The organism is Xanthomonas campestris pv. asclepiadis (assembly GCF_020784175.1).
In the GTDB taxonomy this organism is placed as follows: domain Bacteria; phylum Pseudomonadota; class Gammaproteobacteria; order Xanthomonadales; family Xanthomonadaceae; genus Xanthomonas; species Xanthomonas campestris_D.
The window spans coordinates 166378-192523 of record NZ_JAJGQM010000001.1 but is presented as its reverse complement, the minus strand read 5'-3'; the positions used below and the strand labels follow the sequence as shown (position 1 = coordinate 192523).

General features: G+C 67.0%; 19 protein-coding genes. 5 read left to right on the top strand and 14 right to left on the bottom strand.

Features of this window, described 5'->3' with window-relative positions; genetic code table 11:
• The first annotated feature begins 262 nt into the window (after nt 1-262).
• Complete coding sequence (locus LL972_RS00765) at nt 263-478, top strand: hypothetical protein (protein ID WP_016904393.1); 216 nt, start codon at nt 263-265, stop codon at nt 476-478.
• A gap of 62 nt (nt 479-540) precedes the next feature.
• On the opposite strand, the gene LL972_RS00760 is transcribed toward LL972_RS00765, so the two are convergent.
• Nucleotides 541-870 carry a RebB family R body protein gene (locus LL972_RS00760; protein ID WP_228325989.1) on the bottom strand — a complete coding sequence of 110 codons (330 nt, stop codon included), beginning with the start codon at nt 868-870 and terminating at the stop codon, nt 541-543.
• Between the two features lie 403 nt (nt 871-1273).
• On the opposite strand from LL972_RS00760, the gene LL972_RS00755 reads away from it, so the two are divergent.
• Together LL972_RS00755 and xopL are read left to right on the top strand one after the other, a co-directional pair.
• Nucleotides 1274-2425, top strand: a complete 1152-nt coding sequence (locus LL972_RS00755; protein ID WP_228325988.1) for a sialidase family protein — start codon at nt 1274-1276, stop codon at nt 2423-2425.
• A gap of 85 nt (nt 2426-2510) precedes the next feature.
• Nucleotides 2511-4466 (top strand): type III secretion system leucine-rich repeat domain-containing effector XopL, encoded by a 1956-nt coding sequence (xopL, locus tag LL972_RS00750; protein ID WP_429002101.1) that lies wholly within the window; start codon nt 2511-2513, stop codon nt 4464-4466.
• A gap of 272 nt (nt 4467-4738) precedes the next feature.
• Here the strand turns inward: xopL and LL972_RS00745 are convergent, their stop codons facing one another.
• The 10 genes from LL972_RS00745 to pilG all read right to left on the bottom strand — a co-directional run bounded on the left by LL972_RS00745 (nt 4739) and on the right by pilG (nt 20099).
• Nucleotides 4739-5470, bottom strand: a complete 732-nt coding sequence (locus tag LL972_RS00745) for a copper homeostasis protein CutC (RefSeq protein ID WP_228325986.1) — start codon at nt 5468-5470, stop codon at nt 4739-4741.
• Complete coding sequence (locus LL972_RS00740; RefSeq protein WP_228325985.1) at nt 5467-6531, bottom strand: N(4)-(beta-N-acetylglucosaminyl)-L-asparaginase; 1065 nt, start codon at nt 6529-6531, stop codon at nt 5467-5469. The genes LL972_RS00745 and LL972_RS00740 overlap by 4 nt, the downstream gene beginning before the upstream one ends.
• Before the next feature lie 172 nt (nt 6532-6703).
• Nucleotides 6704-7315 carry a GNAT family N-acetyltransferase gene (locus tag LL972_RS00735; RefSeq protein WP_228325984.1) on the bottom strand — a complete coding sequence of 204 codons (612 nt, stop codon included), beginning with the start codon at nt 7313-7315 and terminating at the stop codon, nt 6704-6706.
• 224 nt (nt 7316-7539) lie between these two features.
• Nucleotides 7540-8016: a chemotaxis protein CheW gene (locus LL972_RS00730; RefSeq protein WP_228325983.1), complete on the bottom strand. Its 477-nt coding sequence runs from the start codon at nt 8014-8016 to the stop codon at nt 7540-7542.
• A 35-nt stretch (nt 8017-8051) separates the two neighbouring features.
• Nucleotides 8052-9239, bottom strand: a complete 1188-nt coding sequence (locus tag LL972_RS00725) for a chemotaxis protein CheB (protein WP_228325982.1) — start codon at nt 9237-9239, stop codon at nt 8052-8054.
• A 7-nt stretch (nt 9240-9246) separates the two neighbouring features.
• Nucleotides 9247-16596, bottom strand: a complete 7350-nt coding sequence (locus tag LL972_RS00720) for an Hpt domain-containing protein (protein ID WP_228325981.1) — start codon at nt 16594-16596, stop codon at nt 9247-9249.
• 115 nt (nt 16597-16711) lie between these two features.
• Nucleotides 16712-18748 (bottom strand): methyl-accepting chemotaxis protein, encoded by a 2037-nt coding sequence (locus LL972_RS00715; RefSeq protein WP_228325980.1) that lies wholly within the window; start codon nt 18746-18748, stop codon nt 16712-16714.
• Between the two features lie 39 nt (nt 18749-18787).
• Nucleotides 18788-19318, bottom strand: a complete 531-nt coding sequence (locus tag LL972_RS00710) for a chemotaxis protein CheW (RefSeq protein WP_003482487.1) — start codon at nt 19316-19318, stop codon at nt 18788-18790.
• Complete coding sequence (locus LL972_RS00705; RefSeq protein ID WP_006450735.1) at nt 19318-19680, bottom strand: response regulator; 363 nt, start codon at nt 19678-19680, stop codon at nt 19318-19320. The genes LL972_RS00710 and LL972_RS00705 overlap by 1 nt, the downstream gene beginning before the upstream one ends.
• Nucleotides 19681-19697: 17 nt before the next feature.
• Nucleotides 19698-20099 carry a twitching motility response regulator PilG gene (pilG, locus tag LL972_RS00700; protein ID WP_024711139.1) on the bottom strand — a complete coding sequence of 134 codons (402 nt, stop codon included), beginning with the start codon at nt 20097-20099 and terminating at the stop codon, nt 19698-19700.
• Nucleotides 20100-20338: 239 nt separating this feature from the next.
• Between pilG and gshB the strand changes: the two genes are divergently transcribed.
• Together gshB and LL972_RS00690 are read left to right on the top strand one after the other, a co-directional pair.
• Complete coding sequence (gshB, locus tag LL972_RS00695) at nt 20339-21289, top strand: glutathione synthase (protein WP_228325979.1); 951 nt, start codon at nt 20339-20341, stop codon at nt 21287-21289.
• A complete protein-coding gene (locus LL972_RS00690; protein ID WP_228325978.1) occupies nt 21286-22161 on the top strand; it encodes an energy transducer TonB family protein in 876 nt (291 codons plus the stop codon). The genes gshB and LL972_RS00690 overlap by 4 nt, the downstream gene beginning before the upstream one ends.
• Before the next feature lie 71 nt (nt 22162-22232).
• Here LL972_RS00690 and LL972_RS00685 read toward each other — a convergent pair whose 3' ends face one another.
• From LL972_RS00685 to LL972_RS00675, 3 genes are read right to left on the bottom strand one after another with little or no spacing between them, the layout of a single operon-like run.
• Nucleotides 22233-23147: an ADP-ribosylglycohydrolase family protein gene (locus LL972_RS00685; protein WP_228325977.1), complete on the bottom strand. Its 915-nt coding sequence runs from the start codon at nt 23145-23147 to the stop codon at nt 22233-22235.
• Nucleotides 23144-23863, bottom strand: coding sequence for a tRNA (adenosine(37)-N6)-threonylcarbamoyltransferase complex dimerization subunit type 1 TsaB (tsaB, locus tag LL972_RS00680; protein ID WP_228325976.1), 720 nt, complete (start codon nt 23861-23863; stop codon nt 23144-23146). The genes LL972_RS00685 and tsaB overlap by 4 nt, the downstream gene beginning before the upstream one ends.
• Before the next feature lie 28 nt (nt 23864-23891).
• Nucleotides 23892-25898 carry an ATP-dependent DNA helicase gene (locus LL972_RS00675; RefSeq protein WP_228325975.1) on the bottom strand — a complete coding sequence of 669 codons (2007 nt, stop codon included), beginning with the start codon at nt 25896-25898 and terminating at the stop codon, nt 23892-23894.
• Between the last annotated feature and the right edge of the window lie 248 nt (nt 25899-26146).

The window sequence follows — 26146 nt, the reverse complement described above, 5'->3', positions numbered from 1 at the left end:
AAGCCGCCTGTGCGTGTCCGCCGATGGGCCAAACCAACCGCCAGGCAACCCGCTTGGCACTCCCGGGGCTGGCCGGCCTTCAGACTACCGCGCGCCCGCCGCTGTCTGGAGGTCAACTGCCCGCATAGGGTCTGCTACCTGTGCGGTATCGGACTGATCGCATTCCAGGCAAGATCACCGGCTCACGCCGTTGTGGAAGGCAGTGGCGCATTCCCGTCGTCCTATCGGGCGACGGTCAGATCGTGAGTTCCAGGAGCGTTTCATGTCGTCGTCCACCGTTACGCAAGACCCTGTCTCCGCGGTTCCGGAGCAGACCCAGCACGCCTTTGCCGAACACGTCCACAGCAAGCCGGCGCCCAGCCAGCCGATCGGCAGCACCGAAGCGGCGCACCTGATGACCTTCCTGTGCCAGACCCACTCGGCCAAGCAGCCGCAGATCCTGCTGCCGCCGCAGGCGCGCGACGACGACGCGGCCTGAGTGCACCGACGCACGCGTGTCAGCAACATTGGCGACAGCACTGCCGCTGTCGCCAGCCGCCATTATTTGCCGGTGTTGAACGCATTGAGCACGGTGAGCAAACTGGTCAGATTGTCGGCGACACCCGCTTGCGCGACCTTCTCCACATCCGCCGCCGAGGCGGTCGTATCAAGGCTGTAGGTCTGCATCACGCCCTGACTGGTGGCGGCCTGCGACAGGGTGTTTTGCTGCTGTTGCGCCGATACCGCGTTCTGAAACAGGATGCCGGTCGAATGCGCCATGCTCTGGTAGATCGAGCCCATCGCCATTGCAGGCGCCTCGCCAATGACCTTGACGTTGGACTGCGTGACAGCATCGGTGATCTGGTCGTTGACTGATGTTGGAAACGCCATACGTGTGCTCCTGAGTGGACGGATACACGGCGCTGCGCGTCGTTGCACGCCAATCGGCACTGAAAGCCGGTCGCACCTGTTTACCGCGTCGCAGTGCGCCGACCAAGCGCCAGGCACACCGCACACCGGGTCATCTCGATAACGGCCTGCTCGCGTACGACTGAATCCTCGCAACGCCGCTCCGCGATGTACGTCGCAGGCGCAGCAAAGTTCTGCATGGCGGTGGGCAGGGTCAACGCGGTCAGGCCGAGTGCAGCCAGCCAGCGCAACGGGCAAAGTGGGGGTGACGACATCGCGGGTCCTCGCCGTGGTGGGCGACGACGGCCCCTGGGATGACCAGAGCACATGGTATTTAATAGATAATAAATAGGTATCTTTAAAATCCGCACAGGACTTCACCACGATGCTCCCGTCACGCCTGCTGACCTGCCTTGTTGCGAGCCTTGCCGTCAGCGCAGTTCAAGCCGAATCGCCCATGCCGACGCCCTCATCCATCGTGCTCAGCGAGTTCATCGCCAACCCGGCACCGACGCCACAGGCGCACGCCTCCACGCTGCTGGAAACCCGCGACGGCACGCTGCTGGCAGCCTGGTTTGGTGGTGCACACGAAGGCGCGGCCGATGTCGGTATCTGGCTCGCCCAACGCGGCCCGCAGCACTGGCAGTCGCCACGACGCATCGCCGATGGCGCGCATGCCGGCGCGGAGGGCGCCGCGCTGCCGGCCTGGAATCCGGTGCTGTTCCAGTCCGGCACCGGCCCGGTGCAGCTGTACTACAAGCTCGGCCCCAATCCACGGCAGTGGTGGGGACTGCGCCTCACCTCAGATGATGACGGTGCGCACTGGTCGCCACCGCAGCGGCTGCCCGACGGCATTCTCGGCCCGATCAAGAACAAGCCGGTGCAATTGTCGAATGGACGCATCCTCGCGCCCAGCAGCAGCGAAGACCGCGGCTGGCGCGCGCATCTGGAATGGAGCGACGACGACGGCGCGCATTGGCAACGCGGCGTGCCGTTCAACGACCCGGTGGTGATCGGTGCGATCCAGCCCAGCGTTCTGCTGCATGCGGACGGGCGCGTGCAGGTACTCGGGCGCAGCCAGCAGAACAGGTTGTTCAGTACGTTCTCGCACGATGGCGGCCTGCATTGGCAACCGATGCAGTTGCTGGACGTGGAGAACCCCAACTCCGGCACCGACGCGGTGATGCTGCGCGACGGTCGCGCCCTGCTGGTCTACAACCCCGGCATCGCCGGCAAGGACTGGTGGGATGGTCGCGGCACACTTGCGGTGGCGCTGTCGACCGATGGCGTCCACTGGCAACGCGTACTCACGCTGGAGCACAGCGCAAAAGACGAGTTCTCCTATCCAGCGGTGATCCAGACCCGCGATGGTCTGGTGCACATCAGCTACACCTGGAAGCGTCAACGCATCAGACATGTCGTGATCGATCCAGTGCGGCTTGGCGCATGCGCTACCTGCACGGCGTCTGCCGGCACCAGTCCTACCCAGGGGCGATCGATTGCTGACCGCCGCACCATCGACGCTTCGCCGCCCTGATCAGGACTTCGCGCCGAGATCCTTGTGCAATGCGCTGCAGTCGGATGATTTCCATGACACCGCATGCAACGAACGAGGAAACACGATGCCGCGCATCGGTCGGGCACGCACGCCAGAGGTTCCGTCGGAGCTTCCACCTGAGGAAATCTCCAACCCAAACGCGCTGCCCTCCGATCGGACGCGGCCTCGCGCCGTTTCCGAACGCGGTTCAGGCCTGCTTGGTGGCCTGCTCGGGCGTGTAACCGGCAACCGTCCGCGTCGCCCATCATCGACACCAGCGTCATCCGAAATCTCCGGTCGGCAGCCCAGGTCGGACGTGCGTTCGCATCCTCACGAAGTTGATGACCACATGGCAGCAGATGAAGGACCCGCAGACGCTTTTCACTCGTCAGGCGTGCCACAACTGGGCGCCAGAGAACGGGTCCGGTTCCACTCCACAGTAACGGCCTCGCCGCGCATCGAAGCTGCGCGCCCAGGCTCGCACGCCGCGCCAGGCAACGCGCAGTTGGAGCACGGCGCATCGACTTCCACCTACGAAAGTGCGTTGTCGCAATGGCGGCAGGAATGCGCGGCGGCCAATGCGCAATGGCGCAACGCATGGAGCGCTGCCATCGACGGCATGCCGACCGTCGAGACCGATCCGCAGGAAGCTCTGAGGGCAACGGCAGCCACGTTGGCGGAAGCAGCCAACCCCGCTGTCGCATCGCTGAATCTCCACTACCTGCCACTGCCCCGATTCCCTGAGCAGACCGACCGTCTTTCCCACCTGGAACACATGACCATCAGTGCAGCGGGCCTATTGGAACTTCCGCAATCCATGCAAGACCTCGCCAACTTGCAGACATTGGTGTTGGAGCAGAATCCGATTCGCTCGCTGCCGGCATCCATTTCTTACCTGAGCCAATTGCGACAGCTCAGCATTGTCTTCTGTCCGGACTTGACAGAGCTGCCCCGCAATCTTGCAATGCGCAACGCATCCGGCCAATACGAAGGGCTGATCAACCTGCAAGCACTACAGTTGTTGGGCACAGGAATACGCATCCTCCCGACCTCGGTCATGCACCTGGAAAATTTGAAAAGATTGCAGGTGATGCACTCACCACTGGCCCAACTTGCCATCAACATTCATCACATGCCAAGGCTGGAAGAACTGGATTTGCAGGGCTCGGCATTACGCGACTATCCCCCGGTTGCCAGGGGCCGTGCGCCATTGAAGAGACTCAACCTGCAGGACTGCAGCGAGTTGGTCACTCTGCCAGTGGATATTCATACGCTGACGCAGCTTGAAGAGCTTGACCTGCGAGGCTGCAACAGACTGCAAGCACTGCCTCTGACAATCTCCGCACTGCCTGCCGCTTGCACAATCCGTGTTCCACCACATCTGCAAGCGCAACTCGATCGACTCAGGCAGCACATAGTGCCGCCAAGACAAGATCGCACCGGCCCCATCGGCGCCAATCCCCACCCCGCCACCACGATCGATCCGGCGGGTGCATCTTCCTCTGGCACTGCACTCACCGGCATGCAGGCGCGTAAAGACGCGCTTGAAAAAATCGATGACACCGCACACGCCCTGTTGAGCGTTGTCATCGATGACGAAAGAAATCCGTTTATCGAAGGCGCCCCATCTTATCGTCCAGACAAGCGGCCTCCGGGAACTCCTGCCACGCTCGGCGAGGTGGCCGCACTCAAAAAAATGCTCGATGAAAGCAAGGATCCAGATTTCCAGACAATGGTGCAACAAATGGCGGGTGACACGCCTAGAGTCGAAGGGATGACCAGTGAAGACCTGAGCGATCATTACACCGCAGTGAGCAACTGGAAGGCGCAGCAAAATGCGCACCTCGGTATCGTCGATCATCTCGGACAATACGTTTATCACCAAGAAAGCGAAATGGACGCATCGACGCTGGCCAAAGCGGTACAGATGTGGAAGACCCGCGAATTGCTCGTCGCTGCACGCCCGCAAGATCGTCGGCAGTTTCCCTCTTTCCCGCTATATCTGCCCGAGCATGCGCACGAAGGCTCGGATGGCGAGTAGACAGAACGACCGGTGGATTCTGGCTGCCGACAGCTTGCGTATAGAAGCCGCAACATGCCACCGATGCGGAAGCGTCCAGACCGATGAGCGTGCCGCCCGGCAATCCGCCGGCGCTCTTGACCACCAGCCGCACAGCGCGCGCTTCCAGCGACATCAGATCTGTCGGGCCTTGCATCCCGTGGTGCCGGCTAGGGTAGCCGCCTCAAGGCTGAGACGGCGCGAGAAGAGCGTGCCAATCGCAGTTCTCGTCACCGGGCGCGCATGCGCGTTGCTCAGCGTTGCTGCAACACATCTACCATTCGCTGCACCCGTACGACATCCGTCCGTTGGTAGTCGCCACCCAGATCGCGAATCGACGGGTGCGGTGCCTGCACCTGCGCGGCAATCACGCGACGCGCCGAGGCGTGGAACTCGTGGGCGCCGGTGTGTTCGCTCACGGTGCGAAGGTTGTCCTCGGAGAGCCCGGCACCGGGCATGATGCTGATGCGGCCGCCTGCCTGCCGCACCAGCGCAGCGATGGTGTCGACACCTTCCAGCGCGCTCGCACGCGCACCGGAGGTCAGCACGCGCTCGCACCCCAGCGCGATCGCATCTTCCAGCGCGCGCGACGGATCGGCACTGACGTCGATCGCACGATGAAAGGTCACGCCCAGCGACCCGGCTGCGGTGATCAACACCCGCATCGTGCCCATGTCGACCTGCCCATGCGGATCCAGCGCGCCCAATACCACGCCATCGCAGCCCAGCCGCACGCATTGCTCCACATCGCGCCGCATCACCTCGACCTCTGCCGCGTCGAAGACGAAATCGCCCACGCGCGGACGGATCAACACATACAGCGGAATCTGCAATCGCTCACGCACCACCGCCAGCGTGCCGAACGACGGCGTCAACCCGCCGCCGTCCAGACCACCGCAGAGCTCGACCCGCATCGCACCGCCCTCTTGCGCCGCCAATGCCGACCCCACCGAATCGGCCGCCACTTCCAGCCCCGACACGCTCATGCCGCAGGCTCGGTGGTGTAGTGGCTTTCGCCGGGCACCAGCAGGTCCTGCCGCTGCGCATCGCAGACCGCATAACTGAAACCCTTCTGGATCGCGAACGCACCCACCTCGCCGCGCTTGTTCATCGCCAGAAATCCGACCTGCAAGGTGCGGGTGAGTTCGGGCTTGCGCCGGATCAACCGCATCACCACTTCGCGGCAGGCATCGGCCGGCGACTTACCCTGGCGCATCATTTCCACCACCGCAAAACTGCCGACATTGCGGATCACCTCTTCGCCAACGCCGGTCGAGGTCGCGCCGCCCACTTCGTTGTCCACATACAGGCCCGCGCCGATGATCGGGCTGTCGCCGACCCGGCCGTGCATCTTCCATGCCATGCCGCTGGTGGTGCACGCGCCGGACAGGTTGCCGTGCGCATCCAGCGCCAGCATGCCGATGGTGTCGTGATTATCCTTGCCGCCCGGCAGCTTCGCATCGCGCCAGGCGCGGTTTTCGATATTGGCTTCCGGCGAATACTTGGAGGTCTTCAACCACTCTTTCCACGCCGCTTCGGAGCTGGGCGTGAGCAGTTTGGTCTGCGGAAATCCCTGTTCCAACGCGAACTGCCGCGCGCCATCGCCGACCAGCATCACATGCGGGGTTTTTTCCATCACCGCGCGCGCCACCGAGATCGCATGCACCACGTCTTCCAGCGATGCCACCGCGCCGCAATTGCCCAGGTGATCCATGATGCACGCGTCCAGCGTTACCCGCCCATCACGGTCCGGATAGCCGCCCAGGCCCACGGTGGGATTGCTCGGGTCCGCTTCGGGCACGCGCACGCCCGCTTCCACCGCATCCAGTGCGATACCGCCACTGCCGAGGATGTTCCAGGCTGCCTGGTTGGCGGCAATGCCGAAATCCCAGGTGGAAATCACCCGCGCCGCGCCGCGTGGCAGCGCGGCAACGCGTCCGCCCGTGCCGGCACCGACGGCCGCCTGCGCACGCGCGCTCCACCCGACCAGGCCGGAAGCGATCGCACCAAGCGTGGCGCTCTTGAGGAAGTGACGACGTTGGATCATCCGGGCGAACTCCATGCAGAAAGAAAACAGGTAGCCGCACTGCGCGGCGACAGCCTTGCATCATGCGGGAGCGCTGCGCGCGGATAAACCGCCTTGCGGCGCTGTGGGCTGCGGATCCGCGCACAACCAGCGCTGCGTCGGGCCCGCTGCGTGTGCGCTGCGGCCGCAACGATCAGGGGCGGAAAGACTCACCGTCACCGTCACCGGCGTCAGCGTCAGCGTCAGCGTCAGCGTCATCACGCAGTCTGCTGGTCAACACATGGTCGCGCCAGACGCCGTTCAATTGCAGATAACGGCGCGCATAGCCTTCGATCTGAAAGCCCAGCCGCTGCAGCACGCGCGCACTGCGCAGGTTGTCGGGGACGTATTGCGCCATCACCCGGTGCAGGCCCAGCGGACCGAATGCAAACGCGATGCCCTGCGTGGCCGCCCACTGCATCAAGCCGCGCCCCTGCTGCTGCGCATCCAGGCCGTAACCCAGATGACAGCCCTGGAAGGCACCGCGCTGGATCTGGGTGAGGCCGACCGTGCCGATCACCTGCGCCTCGCGCAGCAACACCAGTTGCAATTCGCGCTCGCCGGGCAATGCGGTGCGGTAGGCGATGCTCAGCCGACGCCAGCCGTCGGTGGTGTAGAACGCCGGCGGCCGCAGCGGCATCGCGGCGGCCAGATGCGCGCGGTTACGGCTGTGGTAGTCGGCCATCGCCGCCGGATCGACGACGGCCAGATCGCACAGCATCACCCCGTCGGCGTGCTGGACGGGTGCGAAGACGGGAAGACTCATGACAGCCGCAGGCGCGCCTTGCGCGTGTCATGCGTGTTGTGTGGAGCAGGCTGATGCATACAGATCACGCCTGCGCTAACGGCCGCCCACAGGTAGCAAGAGATCTCAGCATCGGCCATGCCGGCACCCGCTGCACCCAGCAACGGCGACGCCCACCTGGCCGTTGCTGCACCCATCCCACCCCTCATCGCGACATCGCCGCGTCGTCGTCCAGCAGCCGCTTGTTACGCGGCAATCGCCGCAAGCGCCTGCGCAAGCTGCGCTTCGATCGCATCCAGGTTCGGCAGCAATGCGCTCTGCTCGCCCAGCAGCACGCGCATGTGCACGCCGTCGGGCAGCGCATCTTCGGACGCATCGGCCAGCAGGCCGTCGCGCGGCACCGAGATCAGCTGCGGGAACGAGGCGGTGAGCAGGGCGAAGTACGGCAGCGCCGGATTGCCGCCCAGCGCCTTGAGCACGATCACCTTGTTGTTGACCGCGGTCGGCTCGTCGCCCATGCCGCTCAGGCGCGCGAACGACAGCAGCGGCACCTTCCAGCCGTACCAGTCGATGCGTCCGACCACCCAGCGCGGCATCTCCGCCATCGGCTCGACCGCCACCCGCGACATCACCTCGGCCACCGTGGCGTTGGGCAGCAGCACGCGCTCGTTGCCGGCCTGGATCAGGACGCCGCGGATTTCGTCATTGTTGGCGTAGCTCATCGCACCTGTTCCGATCTTGAGAGGAAGCGCCCGGCTTACGCCGGCCAGCGCTGTGCCAACGCCCGCGCCAACTGCGCAGGGTCGCCGGTCAGAATGCCCTGGCGCGCCAGACGTGCCGCCGCGGCCGGGTCGTAGCAGCCGTCGGCGGATTGACCCGCCAGCCAGCCGCCCTGCTCGGCCAGCGCCAGCGCTGGCTCGACCATCGCCTCGTTGGCGCCGCTGAGCATCAGCACCGCGCTGTCGGCCGGCGGCAACGCAGCCACCAGCCCGGCCGGATCGGCCTGCGCGACAAATGCCAGCGCGCCGGCATGGTGCTGCACGCCGATGTCGTCGGACAGCACATAGGCCCTGCCCGGCGTAATCACCTGGCCGGCTTCGCCCAGGTCGACCGGCAACGCCGACACGCGTCCCATCTGCCGCACCAGGTTGCCGTACTGGCCGCCATCCAGGGTCATGCGCACCAGCACGGCGCGCGGAAACTCCGGCGGCAGCGCGGACAGCAGGCGGCGGATCGCATCCGGGCCGCCGATGCCGGCCAGCACCAGCACCGCACCGGTGGTCGTACCGACCTGATCCAGTTCCACCAGCGACAGCCCGCCGGTCGACAACGCGTCCATGTTCAATTCGGCACGCGGGCGCACCACCACCGCGACCTCGTCGACCAGGCCCCAGGTACTGGAATCGCCCAGCGTCAGGCCCGGCTTGTCGGCCGCAGCCGCGGCCTCGGACGTGCCCGCGCCCCGTGCGAACAAGGCATCGCCGGGCACGCTGTCGAATGCGTGCGCGGCTGCCTGCAGATGCTGGTCCAGTTGCAGGTCCGAGTGCTGCCGCGGCGCCAGTTCCAGGCCCGGTTCGGGATGCAGCGACGGCTCGCTCTCGGTGCCTGGCGGCAATACGTCTGCATGGCCATGCAGCTTGGCGGCCAGATGGCGCACCCAGCGCTGCGCTTCCCAGCCCTCGCGGCGCACGGTCAACTCGGCCTCGTCGAAGATCACCATGACGCCGGGCATGTTGAAGGCCGGCTCCAGCGCTTCGAGCGCGTCTTCGATCGACGGCTCCAGCGCGACCAGCACCGCCACCGGCTCGGCATCGCGCAGCATCTGCACGTCCACCGCCGACGGCTCGTCTTCCAGCACCACGTGGGCGCCGGCCAGGCCGAGCGCTTCACGCAGGCGCTCGCGCGCCTGCCCGGGCCGGCCCAGCAGGGCGACCGGAGTTCCCATTGCGCCATTAGTCTCGGACACGGGCGATCCCCAGCAGGTCATACACGTTTCGCATCAGATCCAACTCTTGGTAAGGCTTGCCCAGGTAACGCTGCACGCCGATCTCGAAGGCGCGCTGGCGATGCTTATCACCGCTGCGCGAGGTGATCATCACGATCGGCACCGCCTTGAAGCGCGGGTCGGCACGCATCGCGGTCGCCAGCTCGTAGCCGTCCATGCGCGGCATTTCGATGTCCAGCAGCATCAGGTCGGGCACGCGCTCCTGCAGCAGTTCCAGTGCCTCGACACCATCGCGTGCGGTGGTGACGTCCAGATTGTGGCGTTCCAGCACGCGGCTGGTGACCTTGCGCATGGTCAACGAATCGTCCACCACCATCACCAATGGCACCTGGCGCTGCGATTCGGCCGGGGTTTCCAGCGCCGGACGCGCCGGCTGGCTGAGATAGCGACGCACCAGCGGGGCCACGTCCAGGATCACCACCACGCGGCCATCGCCGGTGATGGTGGCGCCGTAGATGCCCGGTACCGAGGCGATCTGCAGGCCCACCGGCTTGACCACGATTTCGCGGTTGCCCAGCACCTGGTCGATCGCCACCGCCGCACGCAGGTCGCCCGCACGCACCAGCAGCAACGGCACCTGTGCCTGACCATCGGCACGCGCGGCGGCCTGGCCGACCAGCGAGCCGAGATCGTGCAGCACGTACTCTTCGCCGGCGTAGTGATAGCCGCCCTCGCCCGACTCGTAACGGCTGCGCGAGATGCGGCCGATACCGCTGACCGACCCCACCGGCACCGCGAAGGTGGTATCGCCGATGCGCACGAACACCGCCTGGGTGACCGCCAGCGTCTGTGGCAGGCGCAAGGTGAAGGTCACGCCCTGGCCGCGCACCGAGTGGATGTCCACCGAGCCGCCGAGCTGACGCACTTCGTTGCGCACCACGTCCATGCCCACGCCACGGCCGGCCAGCTGGCTGACCTGCTCGGAGGTACTGAAACCGGAGGCGAAGATCAGCCCATCCAGTTCGGCCTCGCTGAGCTCCTGGCCGGGCTCGATCAGGCCGCGCTGCTCGCCGCGGCGACGGATCGCCTCGCGGTCCAGCCCGGCGCCGTCGTCGGCCACTTCCAGCACGATTTCCGAGCCTTCGCGGCGCAGGCGGATCGCGATGCTGCCCTCTTCCGGCTTGCCTGCGTCACGCCGTTGCTCCGACGTTTCCAGGCCGTGCGCCACCGAGTTGCGCAGCATGTGTTCCAGCGGCGCGACCATGCGATCGAGCACGTTGCGATCGAGTTCGCCCTGGGTGCCTTCCAGCAGCAGATGCACCTGCTTGCCGGTATCGGTCGCGGCCTGGCGGACCACGCGACGCAAACGCGGCACCAGGCCGTCGAACGGCACCATGCGCGCACGCATCAGGCCGTCCTGCAACTCGGAGCTGACGCGCGACTGCTGTTGCAGCAGGCCGTCGTATTGGCGCGAGAGATCTTCCAGAACACCCTGCAAGCCGCCCAAGTCGGCCGCCGATTCGTTCAGCGCGCGGCTGAGCTGCTGCAGGGTGGAGAAGCGGTCCAGTTCCAGCGGATCGAAGGTGCGGTCGCCCTGGTCCTGCTCACGCTGATAGCGCGCCACGATCTGCGCTTCGGTTTCCAGATCCAGACGCCGCAACTGGTCGCGCAGACGGGCGTTGGTGCGATCCAGTTCGCCCATCGCGCCGCGGAAGGCGCCCATCTGCTGTTCCAGGCGCGAGCGGTAGATCGCCACTTCGCCGGCGTGATTGACCAGGCGGTCGAGCAGGTCGGCACGCACGCGCACCTGTTCCTGCTGCGCGCGCGGCAGGAAGTCTTCTTCGCTCTGGCCCTCGACCGGCACCGGCGCCGACAGCGGTGCCGGTTCCACCGACGCCTTGGCGATCGCACGCACATCGGCGTCGCTGGGCTCTGCGGCATTGCGGCCACGGGTGCGGGTTTCGAAGGCGTCCACCAGGTCGGTTGGCATCGCCACGGCGCGGTGCATGCCGGTGCGGGTCAACAACTGGTGCAGACGGTCGAAACCGCGCTCGAACAGGCGCACGTCGTCGCGGTCGATGTCGGTACGGTTGGCCGCCACCGCTTCAAGAAGCGACTCGATCGCATGGCCGAGATCGCCGATGGCATTGATGCCGGCCATGCGCGCGCCGCCCTTGAGCGTGTGCAAATCGCGCTGCAGTCCGTTGAGGACCTCGCGGTCTTCCGGCACTTCGCGCATGCGGGCGATCAGACCATCGCAATGGTCCAGCAGGTCACGGCCTTCCTCGACGAAGATGTCGACCAACTCGCCATCGAGCTGGTCGAAGTTGAGCGGACCGGTATCGAAGGCTGCGCCCACATCGTTGGCGGCGCTATCGGCCGCTGCGGTGTCTTCCACCGGCGCGCTGAAGGCCACGGCTGCGGCGTCTTCGTGTTCGCTTGCGGATTCGGCGGCGGATTCTCCGGATTCGCCGGGTTCCGGATGCTCGACGTGTTCGACGTGTTCGGTTTGCTCAAGGTGTCCGGCTTGCCCGACGTATTCGACTTGCTCGACGTGTTCGTGATGCTGGACAGGATCGATTGCGGTAGTCGCGTCGCGCGTTGCGTCTGCGTCTGCGTCTGCGTCTGCGTCTGTGTCTGTGTCTGTGTCTGCGTCGCGATGCTGCGCGTGGAACTCGGCATCGGCATGGGTTTCCGTATCAGCGTCAGCAACGACGTTCGACTGCAGCTCTGGCGCAGTCTCCGACTGCGGATCGCCGGTCTCTTCGACCTGGTCGGCGACCTGCGCCATCTCGAAGGCCTGCACCGACTCGATGGTGTGCTCGGGTAGCGCTTCGGCAGCCTGCTGTACTTCCGCAGCGTGCTCCGCATCTGCGGCCCGTTCTACCTCTGCAGCATGCTCTGCGTCTACGGCTTGTCCTGCCTCTGCAGCCTGCTCTGCTTCTGCAACGTATCCGGCTTCGTCGGCGTGCGCGTGTGCGTCCGAGTGGTGCTGCTCGCTCGCATCGACGTGCGCTTCCGATTGCGCGGGCTCGTAGGCATGTGCAGATTCTTGCGGCTGCACCTGCTCGCCAGACAGCGCGTGCTGTTCGGCAGACGCCTGATCGCCTAACTGCGCGGTGTCTTCCACCTGTAGCTGCTCGCCAACGTCCGCGTTGGCATCGTGCGCGTCGGCGTCTTGCGGCAACGTGGAATCGGCGTGCTGCGCTGCCTCGTCGGCAGGCAGCTGCGCGTGCTGCGCCTGCAGACCGATAGCCGCGTCCTGCAGTGTGGAAACGTGGTCGTCCTGCCCGGCTGATTCGCCGTCCCGCGCCGCGGTGTCCGCCGTCCAGTCTTCGCTCGCTGCCGCGTGCGTCTGGTCGGCCAACGGTGCCTGCGCATGCACCGCTTCCAATGCCTCGATGGTCTCGACAGGCGCGTCGTCGGTGGACGTTGCGCCATCACTCGACTCCGCCTCGGCGTGTGCCGTGACGTTGCCGTCGGACTGATCGTGCTCGTGCTCGGCCGCGTGCTCGCTCGGCGACTGCTGCCCGGCGTCTGTGCGCTCGGCATCGAGATGCCCGGCTTCCGGCGTGGCAAGCGTCTGCGCCTCACCCAACGCAGCTTCCGCGTCGGACAACTCATCCACGACCACGTGCTCGCCAGCTTCCGGTACGTCGCCCGTTTGCTCATGCGACGCCGCATCGACACTGCCGGTCTGCTGCAATCCGGTCGCATCCCAGGCATCGGCGTCGACCACCGGCTCATCAGCCGGCGTGTTATGCGCATCGGTGCCAGGCGACTCCACGTCGTCTGCGTGCTGGTGCTGGGCTGCATCGCCGTAAAACGCATCGGCAACCTGCTCCGCCCCGGCATCGGATGCGCGTGCATCCCCGGCCGGTGCCTGCGCGGTCTCGACCGATTCGACGCCCTGCTCCTGATCCTGATCCTGATCTTGCGCAGCAACGTGAGCCGTGTGCGCCTCTTCGTGCGCTGCCGGTGCTTCCAGCGCAAGCGTCGAGGTGTCTTCGGCTTCGGCCTCGGCCAGCTCGTCCACCGCAATCGCTGCGTCGGCGTCGGCGTCGGCAGGCGCACCGGCATCCTGCGCCGGGTCATCGGCATGCACGGGCGCGGTGGCATCGGTCGCATCCGACGGCAGTGCGCTGGCGTCCAGATACTGCGACAGATCCTGCGCATCGGTCAGCTCGACCGCCGACTCGCTGCTGACGGCCGTCTCGCCCGGCGCCTCCATATCCTCAAGCTCGTCCAGGAACGCCTGTGGTGGCCACTGCGCTTCCGGCAGCGTCTCCACCAGTGCGCGCAGACGCTCGGTCAACGGCGCAAACGACGGGATCAACGGCGCATCGGCGCGCAAGGCGGTCACGGTGGTGGCGATTGCCGCCGCCGTTGCGGCAATGGCGTCGATGCCCTCCTGCGACGGCGTCAGCGATGCGGCCAGCAGACGCTTGACGTAGCTCTCGGCCGGCGTGGTCACCAGTGTGATTTCCGGCACGTCGGTCATCGCAAACGCACCGCTCATGGTGTGCACGGCGCGCAGCAATTCTTCGCTCGCCAACTGCGGCTCGGCCTGGCTGGCCTGCAGCCACGCGTTGACGGTGTCCAGATGGGTGGCGACTTCGGCTTCCAGGATCTCGCGTAGCACGCTGTCCACCGACGCCGGGGTGCCGCCGCTCGCAGCGAACAGGCCTGCCGCTGCCGGAACGAAGGCGACGTCCGCCGCCACCGGCGTCGCCGGCGCGGCCACGTAATAGGCCTCTTCGCCCGCGGCCACACGCTCGGCAACTGCCTGGATGGCCGGCAGGTCGGCGCTGATGCGGCCCTGGTCGCGCAAGGCGGCGTTGAACTGCGGCAGCACCTCGTAGGCCAGCTCGACCATCGCCACCACCGCCGGACTGGCCGGCCGCGAATTGTCGAGCACGCGATTGAGCATGCTCTCGATCTTCCAGCTGAACTCGCCGAGCACGTGCGCACCGACCAGACGGCCGCTGCCCTTCAAGGTGTGGAAGACGCGGCGGATCGGACGCAGGTTGTCCTGGCTGTGCGGTGCGGCACGCCAGACCGGCAGCAGCTGGCCCAGATTGACCAGTTCTTCGTCGAATTCCTCCAGGAACACATCGCGGATATCGTCGTCGATATCGCTGTCGCCAAAGCCGCCGAAGATGCCGGCCTCGGCATCGGCACTGGCCTGGAGAGGTTCGCTCACCGCTGGCTCCGGCGCTGCCTTCGCAGCCTGGGCGTCGGCATCGGGCGCCTGCGCTGCCTGCGGACGCTCCAACTCGAACTGCGCGGCGGCTGCGTCGAGCTGGACCAGGAACGCCGTCGACGCGGCGTCCAGTTCGAACTCGCTGACCACCGCCTGCTGCACGCGCGGCGCGCCCTGCCCGGCGGCTTCCTCGGCCGGGGCTGGCTGCGGTTCGGGCACGGATTCGACGAACGGGTCGGCCGGCTCCTGCGGCGCGACAGGCGGCAACGGCGGCGGCGAGAATGCATCGTCGATGCTGGTCTGCGCGCGGCCGCTTCCGGCCTGCGCGATGAAATCCAGCGGTGCTTCGGTCTGGTCGGCATCGCCCGGCAACGCGATCTGCTCGATCTGCAGCGGCGCCTGCTCGGCAACCGCCGGCACGGCGCTGTCGTCCTGCTCCAGCGCACTCAGATCCACGGTATAGCTGACCTGCGTGGCATCGGCCGACACACTGCCGTCCTGCTCGGCCGACACCGGGTCGAACACTGACGTGGCGATTGGTGCGGCCTGCTCGGTGGTTTCCAGCTGCCAGTCGCCGGGCGCCTGCGCGCCATCGTCGGACAGGTCCAGCGGCGCAACCGTAAACGGCACGTGCGCCTGACCGGAGACAGTTTCTTCGGCGGCGACCGGGTCGAACGAGAACACCGTATCGGTGGCGGCAGCGCCGGTGTCGTGCACCACGCTGGCGGCAAACGGCGCCTCGACCACGGTTTCGTTGGCCCATTCCAGCGACGGCGTCGGCGCAGCGTCGTTGGCCGCCAGCGCCGGGGCACCGGCCTGCTGAGCGAGCGATGCGGCGAGCGGCTCGGCCACGCTGCCCGGCTGGTCGGCACCGACCGGCAGGTCGGACGGCTGGCCCGAGGGCAGCGGCCAGTAGCGCAGCGTTTCCAGGCTGTTGCGGGTGATGTCCAGGATTTCCTCGCGGCCGGGACGGCGCTCGCGCAGGGCTTCCAGGTAGTACTCCAGGCTGGCCATCGCATCGGCCAGCGTGTCCAGCTGGCGCCCGCTGGGCACGCGCTGCTTGCCGATCAGTTCCAGGTCGACATAGCGGCGCACGCCTTCCAGATAATCGGCGGCCTGCGGCAGCTCGAGGATGCGCAGCGCACCGCCGACTTCGCCGAGCAGATGCGGCACGTCGGTCAGGCGGGCGTGGTCCCAGTTGGTCTCGATGAAGGCGACGAAATGCTCACGCGCCGCACCGAAATTGGCGATTGCTTCCTGCGCCAGCACGTCCACGGTGCGGCGCACTTCCGACGACGTGGCGCTGTTGCTGGCTTCGTTGCCGTCGCCCACATCGGCGCCAAGGCTGGCGACCTGGTCATCCAGCGAGGCATCGACGTAGAGCAGCGCGCCGGCGATGTCCAGCAGCACGCCTTCGTCCATCTGCACCTGGCCGTCGACCACGCGCGCCAGCGCATCGCGCTGCTGCACCACCACATTGCGCGCCACGCCCAGGCCCATCATGCCCAGGGTGTCGGCGACGCTGCCCAGATCCTTGACCTGGGTCTGCAGTTCGGCGATCTCGCCGCCGGTGCGCAGGTGCAGGTCCAGCGCATCCTTGACGCGCAGCAATTCTTCCTTGACCGCGTTGCCGACGGTGTCGAGCAACTCGCGATTGCGCCCGCTCAGACTGCCGCGGGCATGATCCAGCTCGGCCTCGGTGGCGACACCGGCCTGCGGATCGAACGCGAACAACACGCTCTCGTTGAGGCCCGGCTGACCACGGGTGGCGCGGATCTCATTGAGCAGCGGCAGCAAGACGATCGGGATGTCGCGATGACCGTTCTGCAGGCGCTCCAGATAATCGGGCAGCAGCACGGTGCCGCGCATCAGCATGGCGCAGGCTTCGTCGCGGTCGGACACCTCGCCGACCTGCAGGGCCTGGGCCAGCAGTTCCAGCTCTTCGGCCACCATCGCCGGGGCGTACAACTCGACCATGCGCAAGGTGCCCTGCACCTGATGCAGATAGCCGGCGCAGAAGCGCATCCGACTGGTGTCGGACGGTTCTTCGGCAAAATATTCAATCTCGTTGCGCGCCTGGCGCAACGTCTCGTCCAACTCCGGCTTGACCCAGCCCAGCGCGGCGTGACTCATCGCATCGCGAAGCGCACTCATTGCAGCCCCCTGCCTACGACCGAGGCACCGCTCACGCGGCTACCGGTCTGTTCCTGCATCGACGTAACGCGACTACGCGCCATCTGCTGTGATCCTTTCCCGTTGCGCGTCGTGGTCACGCCGGCAGCTTGAAGTCGGCGACCGAACGGCGCAGGTCGGCAGCGAGCTCGGCCAGGTTGCCGATCGATTTGGCCGTCTTCTCCGCACCCTGCGATGTCTGGCTGGTGATCTGACGGATCACGCCCATGGTCTGCGTGATATCCGTCGCTGCCGCCGACTGCTGGTGCGCGGCGATGGAGATGTTCTTGATCAAATTATTCAGTGCGTTGGACACGCGCTCGATTTCGGTCAGCGCGGTACCGGCGTCTTCGGCCAGGCGTGCACCGGACACCACTTCGGAGGTGGTCTGCTCCATCGAGCTGACCGCCTCGTTGGTATCGGCCTGAATGGTCTGCACCAGGCCCTCGATCCGCCGGGTCGCGCCGGAGGTACGTTCGGCCAGGCGTTGCACTTCGTCGGCCACCACCGCGAAGCCGCGACCGGCCTCGCCCGCAGAAGCCGCCTGCACCGCGGCGTTGAGCGCCAGGATGTTGGTCTGCTCGGAAATGTCGTTGATCAGTTCCACGATCGAGCCGATCTCCTGCGAGGACTCGCCCAACCGCTTGATGCGCTTGGAGGTTTCCTGGATCTGGTCGCGGATCTGGTCCATGCCCTGGATGGTCTCGCGCACTACGCCGGCACCTTCGGCGGCGATCACCACCGAGCGCTGCGCCACTTCGGCCGACTCGGTGGAGTTGCGCGACACCTGTTCGATGCTGGCGGCGATTTCGCTGATGCGCTCGGAGGCGGTGGTGATCTGGTTGGCCTGCTGGCCGGCCGCGTCGGCCAGCTGCATCGCGGTGGCCTGGGTTTCCTGGGTCGACACGGCGACCTTGGCCGAGGTGTCGTTGATCGTGGTCACCAGGTGGCGCAGCTCGTCCACGGCGTAATTGATGGCGTCTGCGATCGCGCCGGTCATGTCCTCGGTCACCGAGGCCTTGACGGTCAGATCGCCCTCACCGAGCGAGCTGATTTCGTCCAGCAGCCGCATGATCGCCTGCTGGTTGCGGCTGTTGAATTCCACCTGCGCCTGGTAACGCACGTCCTGCTCGCGCGAGCGCACCCGCACCGAGCTCCAGACAAAGCCAATGATCGCCAGCAGCGCCACCAGGCCGGACACCACACCCAGCCAGAAGTTCGGAAACAGGCGCGTATCGCGCACCGAGCCGAACGCGGAGAACGCATCGAACAGCTTCTTGCTGTCGTCCAGCATCTTGTTCGAGCCGGCGGTCAGCGCGGCGGCAGAGGACTGCGCGGCGAACAGGTTGCGCGAGCTGGCCAGGATGGCATCGACGTCGGTCTTCATCGTCGCCCACTGCGCCTGCGACTGCTCCAGCGCCGACAGCGCGGCCGGGTTGCGCACCGCGGCGATGCCCAGTTCGTCGTTGCCTGCGCGCAGGCCTTCGAGCATCTGCGTGAACACCACCGCGTCGCGTGCCAGCGCATCGCCGGCGGCGGCGGCATTGGCGCCACCGGCGCGCATTTCGGTCACCCGGCGCGCCATGGTTCCGGCGACCACGACCTGCTGCAGCGTGTTGTATATCTGCGCCGCGGGGGCGCCGCTGACCGTCATCGCGCGCACCACTTCGTTCAACTGCGCCTGCAACTGCGGCACGCTGCCGGAGAAGCGTTCGGCGTTGCCGGCCAGACCGAGCACCGCCGGTTCGCTGGCGATGACCTGATCGGCGTTCTTGCTCAGCGGCACCCAGGTCGCCTTGAGCTGGGCCATCGCGCTGGCGACCGAGCCTTCCTGGCCGTAGCGGCCATCCAGTTCGCTGACCGTGCTGTCGATGCGGCCCTTGGTCTCCTTGAACGCGGCAAATGCCTTCGGGTCGCCGGACACCGCTTCGCGGCCCTGGTTGGCCAGCTGCTGCGACAGCACCTGCAGATCGGCCGCGCCGGTACCGGCACCGGCAAGGCGGCTGCCCTGCCAGGTGGCGACGCCGGTATTGGCGCCGAACACGATCATCGACAACACCAGCAAACCAAGCCAGAAGCTGGTGCTGACGCTGCCGAGCTTGTTGGTCTTGCGGGCGTCCGGGGCGGTACTCATGGTTCGACCTCGATCTGTATGACGTGGCGGGGTCGCGGCTTAGGCCGCGGCCTGCCGGAATTCAGGAGTGCGCGACAGCAACGCCAGGGAGAACACACCCCAGTCCTGCGTCTCGTTGCGGAAGGCACGGTCGATGAAGTGGGCGTAGCGGCCTTGCGCCAGCTCGCCGGGTTCGACCGCCTGGACCTGCTCGAAGCTGCGCTGGCCATACAACTCATCGATGGTCAGCGCGACGTCGCCGCCGCTCTGGCGCATGATCAGCACGCGCTGGCCTTCCTGCAGCACCGTCCGCCGGCCCTCCAGGAACTGCTTCAGATCGATCACCGGAAACAGGTTGCCGCGCAGGTTGCCCACGCCCAGCAGCCAGGGCTGTGCGCCCGGCACCGGGGTGACCGGCGGCATCGGCACGATTTCCGCGACTTCACGGAAATCCGAGACCAATCGCCGGGTACCGACGCGATAACCGACGCCGCGCCAGATGTCGGCCGAGAACTGGCGTTCCGGCAGCGGCGTGGCGTGCGCAAGACTACGGCGCTCGTAGTCTTCGAGAATGTCGAATGGAGAACGCATCAACGCACCAGTTGTTTGATGCGGGCGATCAGGTCGTCTTCGCGCGGCGGCTTGACGATGTAATCGCTGGCACCTTGTCGCAAACCCCAGGCCTTGTCGGTTTCCATGCCCTTGGTGCTGACCAGCAGCACCGGGATGTCCTTGGTGGCCTGGTCGCGTGCGAGTGCACGCGTTGCCTGGAAGCCGCTCATGCCGGGCAGCACCACGTCCATCAGCACCAGATCGGGCGCCTGGCTGCGAATCAGCTCAAGTCCCGCTTCGGCGTTGTCGGTGGCGACGACCGTATGGCCTGCTTTTTCCAGCCATTGACTGAAGACTGCCCTGTCGGTGGGCGAGTCCTCGATCAATATAATTCGAGCCATGTTGCCTTTCCCCCTGGTCAGGCGTGGACGTACGTGCGAATCGCGCTCAGTAGTTCTTCACGTGTGAACGGCTTGGTCAGATATTGCTCGGAGCCGACGATGCGGCCGCGTGCCTTGTCGAACAGGCCGTCCTTGGACGACAGCATGATCACCGGCGTCGACTTGAAGAGCTGGTTGCCCTTGATCAACGCGCACGTCTGGTACCCATCCAGGCGCGGCATCATGATGTCGACAAAAATGATCTGAGGTTGCTGGTCGGCAATCTTGGCCAGTGCCTCGAAACCATCGGTCGCTGTCACTACTTCACAACCTTCCCGCTTCAGCAGCGTTTCGGCGGTGCGGCGAATGGTCTTCGAATCATCGATCACCATCACCTTCAGTCCTGCGAGTTCCCCACCCGCAGCAATGTTTTCAGTCATGCAAATATCCCCGGACGCGCGACGCTTCTTCCCTTCCGGCGTCGCTACGAAACTGCATGTATATCCCAAGACCCGCATTGACTGTCAAGGGTGCGTTGCCGGGGGCCCGCCAGGCGGACGTTCCGACTGTGTACGGCTGCAGGTCGACCGGCAAGTCGCGCATTCACGACCGGCCGGGCGCGCCATCGCCCACCGCTTGAAGTTACCATCGGCAGCCTGTTCTAAAGGTTTAGCTGCCCATGTCGCTCGACGTCGTCGTGGTGATGGATCCCATCGCCTCCATCAAGATCGCCAAAGACACCACCTTCGCCATGCTGCTGGAAGCGCAGCGGCGTGGTCACCGCCTGCAGTATGTGCGTCCCGGCGGACTCAGCTTGCGCCAGGGACGCGCGGTGGCGCAGGTCGCGCCCTTGAGCGTGCGCGAGGACACGACCGGCTGGTTCACGCTGGGCGAGTTTGCCGAGCTGGAGTTCGGTCCCGACCAGGTGGTGCTGATGCGCAAGGATCCGCCGGTGGATGCGGAGTTCATCTACGACACCCAGGTATTGAGCGTGGCCCAGCGCGCCGGCGCGCAGGTGGTCAACGACCCGCAGGGCCTGCGCGACTACAACGAGAAGCTGGCCGCGCTGCTGTTTCCGCAGTGCTGCCCGCCGACCCTGGTCAGCCGCGATGCGGCGGCACTGAAGGCCTTCGTGCTCGAACACGGCCAGGCCGTGCTCAAGCCGCTGGACGGCATGGGCGGGCGCTCGATCTTCCGTAGCGGCACCGGCGACCCCAATCTCAACGTGATTTTGGAAACGCTGACCGACGGCAACCGCAAGCTGACCCTGGCGCAGCGCTTCATCCCGGACATCACCGCCGGCGACAAGCGCATCCTGCTGGTCGATGGCGAGCCGGTGGACTATTGCCTGGCACGCATTCCGCAAGGCGATGAATTCCGCGGCAACCTGGCGGCCGGTGGGCGCGGCGAAGGCCGGCCGCTGTCCGAGCGCGACCGCTGGATCGCCGCGCAGGTAGGCCCGGAAATGCGCCGCCGCGGCATGCGCTTCGTCGGCCTGGACGTGATCGGCGATTACCTGACCGAAGTCAACGTCACCAGCCCCACCTGCGTGCGCGAGCTGGATGCGCAGTTCGGCCTGAACATCGCCGGGCTGCTGTTCGATGCGATCGAGGCCGGCGCGGCGCAATGAGCGCGGCCGCGGCACTGCCGGCTGCCATGGACGAGCGTCGCCGGCTGACCGCGACGCTGGTGATCTCGCTGCTGCTGCACGGCGTGCTGATCCTGGGCGTGGGATTTGCGGTCAGCGAAGACGCGCCGCTGGTGCCGACGCTGGATGTGATCTTCAGCCAGACCAGCACCCCGCTGACGCCCAAACAGGCCGATTTTCTGGCCCAGGCCAACCAGCAGGGCGGCGGCAATCACGCCACCGCGCAGCGCCCGCGCGACAGCCAACCCGGCGTGGTGCCGCAGGACCGCAGCGGACTGGCACCGCAGGCGCAGCGCGCGACCACGGTGCAGGCGCCGGAGCCGACCCAGACCCGCGTGGTGACCAGTCGCCGCGGCGAGCAGACCGTGCCCACCGCGCAGCCGAATCCGCAGACCGACCTGCTCTCGCCCACCGATGCGCAACGCGTGCAACGCGACGCGGAAATGGCCCGGCTCGCCGCCGAGGTGCATCTGCGCTCGGAGCAATACGCCAAGCGCCCCAACCGCAAGTTCGTCTCGGCCAGTACCCGCGAATACGCCTACGCCAACTACCTGCGTGCCTGGGTGGATCGCGCCGAGCGCGTCGGCAATCTCAATTACCCGGATGAGGCGCGCCGTCGCCGCCTCGGCGGCAAGGTGGTGATCAGCGTGGGCGTGCGCCGCGACGGCAGCGTGGAAAGCAGCCGCGTGCTGATCTCCAGCGGCACCCCGGCCCTGGATGCGGCGGCGCTGCGGGTGGTGCAGCTGGCACAGCCGTTCCCGCCGTTGCCCAGGACCAAGGACGACGTGGATATCCTGCAGGTCACCCGCACCTGGCTGTTTTTGCCCGGCGGCGAACTGCACGACGATCGTTGAGCTGTCACGTGTCCGATCAGGACGCGTTTTCTACTGCGGCGACGGCGTTGGCGCGTGCGGTGCGTGCGGCGTCAGGCGACCTGCGCAGCCGCGTACAGCTGATCGGCCAGGTCGATGATCGCGTCGGCATCCTGCACGCGTCCGCGCCAGGCGGCGGGAATCCCGTCGATGCCATGAAACGCACCGGCCAGCTGACCGCAGATGGCCGCGGTGGTGTCGGCATCGTCGCCCAGGTTGGCCGCACGCAGCACCGCATCGGCAAACGTGTCGGTGGTGGCGAAGCACCAGAGCGCCGCAGACAGCGCATCGACCACGTAGCCGGTACCGCGGATCCCTGCGGCGGGAACCGCCCGATGGTCGCGCACCGACAACGCACGCAGCGCCGGTGTCGACAGCCCTTCGCAGCGGGTCTGCAACACCTGCTGGCGCTGGCCGCCGAGCAACGCGGCACGCAACTGGCAGGCAAACAGCCGGCAGGCATCCAGCGCTTCGTCCGCGGCGTGCGTGGTGCGCGAGCTGTCGGCGGCGCGCTCGCCCAGCTCGGCGGGGCGGTGCGCGTAATACATCGCCACCGGGGCAAGCCGCATCAGCGAGCCATTGCCGGCCGAACGCGGATCGGTACTGCCACTGAAGGCCGGGCCGCCATCCAGATAGCGCTCCAGCGCCTGCCGCACGGTCGCGCCGATATCGAAGCAAGTGCCGGTGCTGCTGAGATAGCCGTGCTGGTACCAGTTGCAATAGCGATTCATCTGGTCGGCGGCGTCGAAGCCTTGCCGATACAGCAGGCTGTGCGCCAGGCACAAGGCCATCGAGGTGTCGTCGGTCCACTGCCCGGCGCGCAGCGCGAACGGGCCGCCGCCGCGCATGTCGTCGATCGGCGTGAAGCTGCCCGGCGCGCAGAATTCCAGCGTGGTGCCGAGCGCATCGCCCACCGCCAGGCCCAGCAGGCAACCGCGGAAACGTGCACGCTGCAACGCGTCTGTCATGGCGCGGCGCCAGCGGCCTTGGCTGCGCGTGCGGCCTGCTGCTCGAGCAGGGTCAGCGCCACGTTGTCCCGCAGGTACGCCGGTTCCACCCGCTCCGGCGCCACGCCTTCGCCGCGCAGCAGCGCCGGCACGGCCAGCGTGAGCAGGTCGGCCGCATGCGGCAACGCGGCGGCATCGATGCTGGTCAGCTGTGTTGCGAATCGCTGTTGCAGCAGTGCATCGGCAGCGGCGAACCCGCTGCCGACACCGGCAAAGCGGTGCAGCGTGTCCGGCACGATGCAGGCCTGCGGTGCGCAGACCACTTCCGGCATCAGCTCCCGCAGCGTGTCGCCATCGCGCGCGAAGACGCCGGCATACACCTCGCCCATGCGCGCATCGATGCAGGCCAGCACCTTCCTCGCCTCGGCGGGCGCGCGCCAGGCCAGCACCTGCAGCGTGGATACCGCCAGCACCGGCAGGTCCAGACCCAGCGCGATGCCTTGCGCGATGCCGATCGCCAGACGCACGCCGGTGAAGGCGCCCGGGCCACGACCGACCGCGATCGCGTCGAGCTGGCGGCGCGTGATCCCGGCCTCGGCGAGCAGGTGTTCGGCCCACGGCAGCGCCAGTTCGGCATGCCGACGTGGCGCCAGTTCGAAGCGTTCGAGCACGCGGCCGTCGATGTGCAGCGCGACGGAACAGGCTTCGGTGGAGGTCTCGAACGCGAGGACTTTCATGGCAGGACCGCAGGCAGGAGGGGGAAGCTCAGGCGTCGCCGAACGGCAACGCGAGCACGCCATTGTCGCCCACTGGCTCGGCGACGCCAAAGAACGCGCGCACATCGCCGATCTCGCGGGTGCGCGCAAACGGCGGCAGCGACTTCATGAAGGTGCGGCCGTAGCCCTTGTTCACCAGCCGCGGGTCGCACAGCACCAGTACGCCGCGATCGGTCTCGCTGCGGATCAACCGGCCCACGCCCTGCTTGAGCGCGATCACCGCCTGCGGCAACTGTTCGTCGCGGAACGGGTTGCCGCCGTCGCGGCGGATCGCATCCAGGCGCGCTTCGAACACCGGGTCGTCGGGTGCGGCGAACGGCAGCTTGTCGATCACCACCACGCTCAAGGCATCGCCGACCACGTCCACGCCCTCGCGGAAGCTGGCAGACCCCAGCAGCACGCCGTTGCCGGACGTGCGGAAACGCTGCAGCAAGGTGGCACGCGGCGCCTCGCCCTGCACGAATAATGGCCACGGCGCACCACGCAAGGCTTCGGCCGCTTCGCGCAGCGCGCGGTGCGAGGCGAACAACAGGAAGGCGCGGCCGTTGGAGGCCTCCAGCACCGGCGTCAGCGCCGCGATCAGCGCCGTGCCGAATCCACGCGCGGCAGGATCGGGCAGGTTCGGCGGCAGATAGCACAGCGCCTGGCGCGCCCAGTCGAAGGGACTGGGCTGCAACAGGGTCACCGGATCGCTCAGGCCCAGGCGCTGCGCGATGTGGTCGAACTCGCCGCCCACCGCCAGCGTGGCCGAGGTGAACACCCAGGCCGCATGCGATTTTTCGCGATGCTCGCGCAATGGGCCGGACACATCCAGCGGCGTGCGCTGGCAGCGGAATCCACGCGGGCTGAGCTCGTACCACAGCACGTCGTTGTCGACGGTGTCCGGCAGCTCCTGGTCGAAATCCGGCACCGGCGCGTCCTCGCCCAACCACCGCGACAGCCGTGCCAGCGCTTCCTGCGCGCGCGCAGAACAGCCATCGAAGCCGGGCGAGGCCTCGCGCAACGGCAGCAAGGCCTCGCCCAGGCGCGCCAGCGACGACAACACCGCATCAAAGCCTTCGCGCACCTGCGGCCTGGCCAGCGCGCGCCATTGCGTGCCGCGCGAGGGCAGGCCTTCCATGCCCGCACGCAGGCCGCGCAAGGCCTCGTCCAGGGCCAGGATCGGTTCCTGCAGGCTGGCCTGCGCACCGGCGACCAGGCGCGCTTCGACCATGCAATCGCGCGCCAGCTCCTGCCACGGCCGCATGCCGAAACTTTCGCCGAAGAAGTTCGCCGCCAGTTCCGGCAGCTGGTGCGCCTCGTCGATGACGAAGGCCTGCGCGCCAGGCAGGATCTCGCCGAAACCTTCCTGCTTGAGTGCCAGATCGGCCAGCAGCAGATGGTGGTTGACCACCACCAGATCGGCCGCCTGCGCGCGCTGGCGTGCCTGCACCACGAAGCATTCGCCGTAGAACGGGCACTCGGTGCCCAGGCAATTGTCGACGGTGGAGGTCACCAGCGGCAGCAGCGGCGAGTCGTCCGGCAAGGCTTCCAGCTCGGCCATGTCGCCGAACTGGGTGCGCCCGCTCCAGGCCACGATGCGCTGGAACTGCGAGACCTGCTCGGGCGTGGCAAAGCGCGGTTCGCCGCGCGCCTGCTGGGTGCGGTACTTGCACAGGTAGTTCGCGCGGCCCTTCAGCAGCGCGCTGCGCAGGCCGATGCCGAGCGCGGCGCGCACGCGTGGCAGGTCGCGATGGAACAACTGGTCCTGCAGCGCGCGCGTGCCGGTCGACACGATGGTCTTCAGCCCCGACAGCAGCGCAGGCACCAGATAGGCGTAGGTCTTGCCGGTACCGGTGCCGGCTTCGGCCAACAGCACCTCGCGCGCTTCGAACGCCTCGGCAATGGCGCCGGTCAGGCGCAGCTGCGCGGCACGCGGCGCGAACGCATCGAGCTGACGCGCAAGCGCCCCGCCCTCGCTGAGCGCCTCGATGCTGGCAGTGGCAAGTTGGGACATGGGACCGGAAGCTGGGGCAAGCGCGACAGCCTAGCGCGTGCGCGGTGATGCTGCGTGGGTTGCGCCTGTGGGCCGGCAGTGGCAACCGCCGCGCAGCCGGCGTTTAAGACCTATGACGAACCGCACAACACCGCTGGCGGTCATGCGCGGGCAAGACTGACTGCGCGTCGAGCGGCGGGCTTGCAAGGGATGCAAGCCGCATCACGCGCGTGCCGCAGCTAGCCTGCGGTACGCGCAACCGGCGTCGT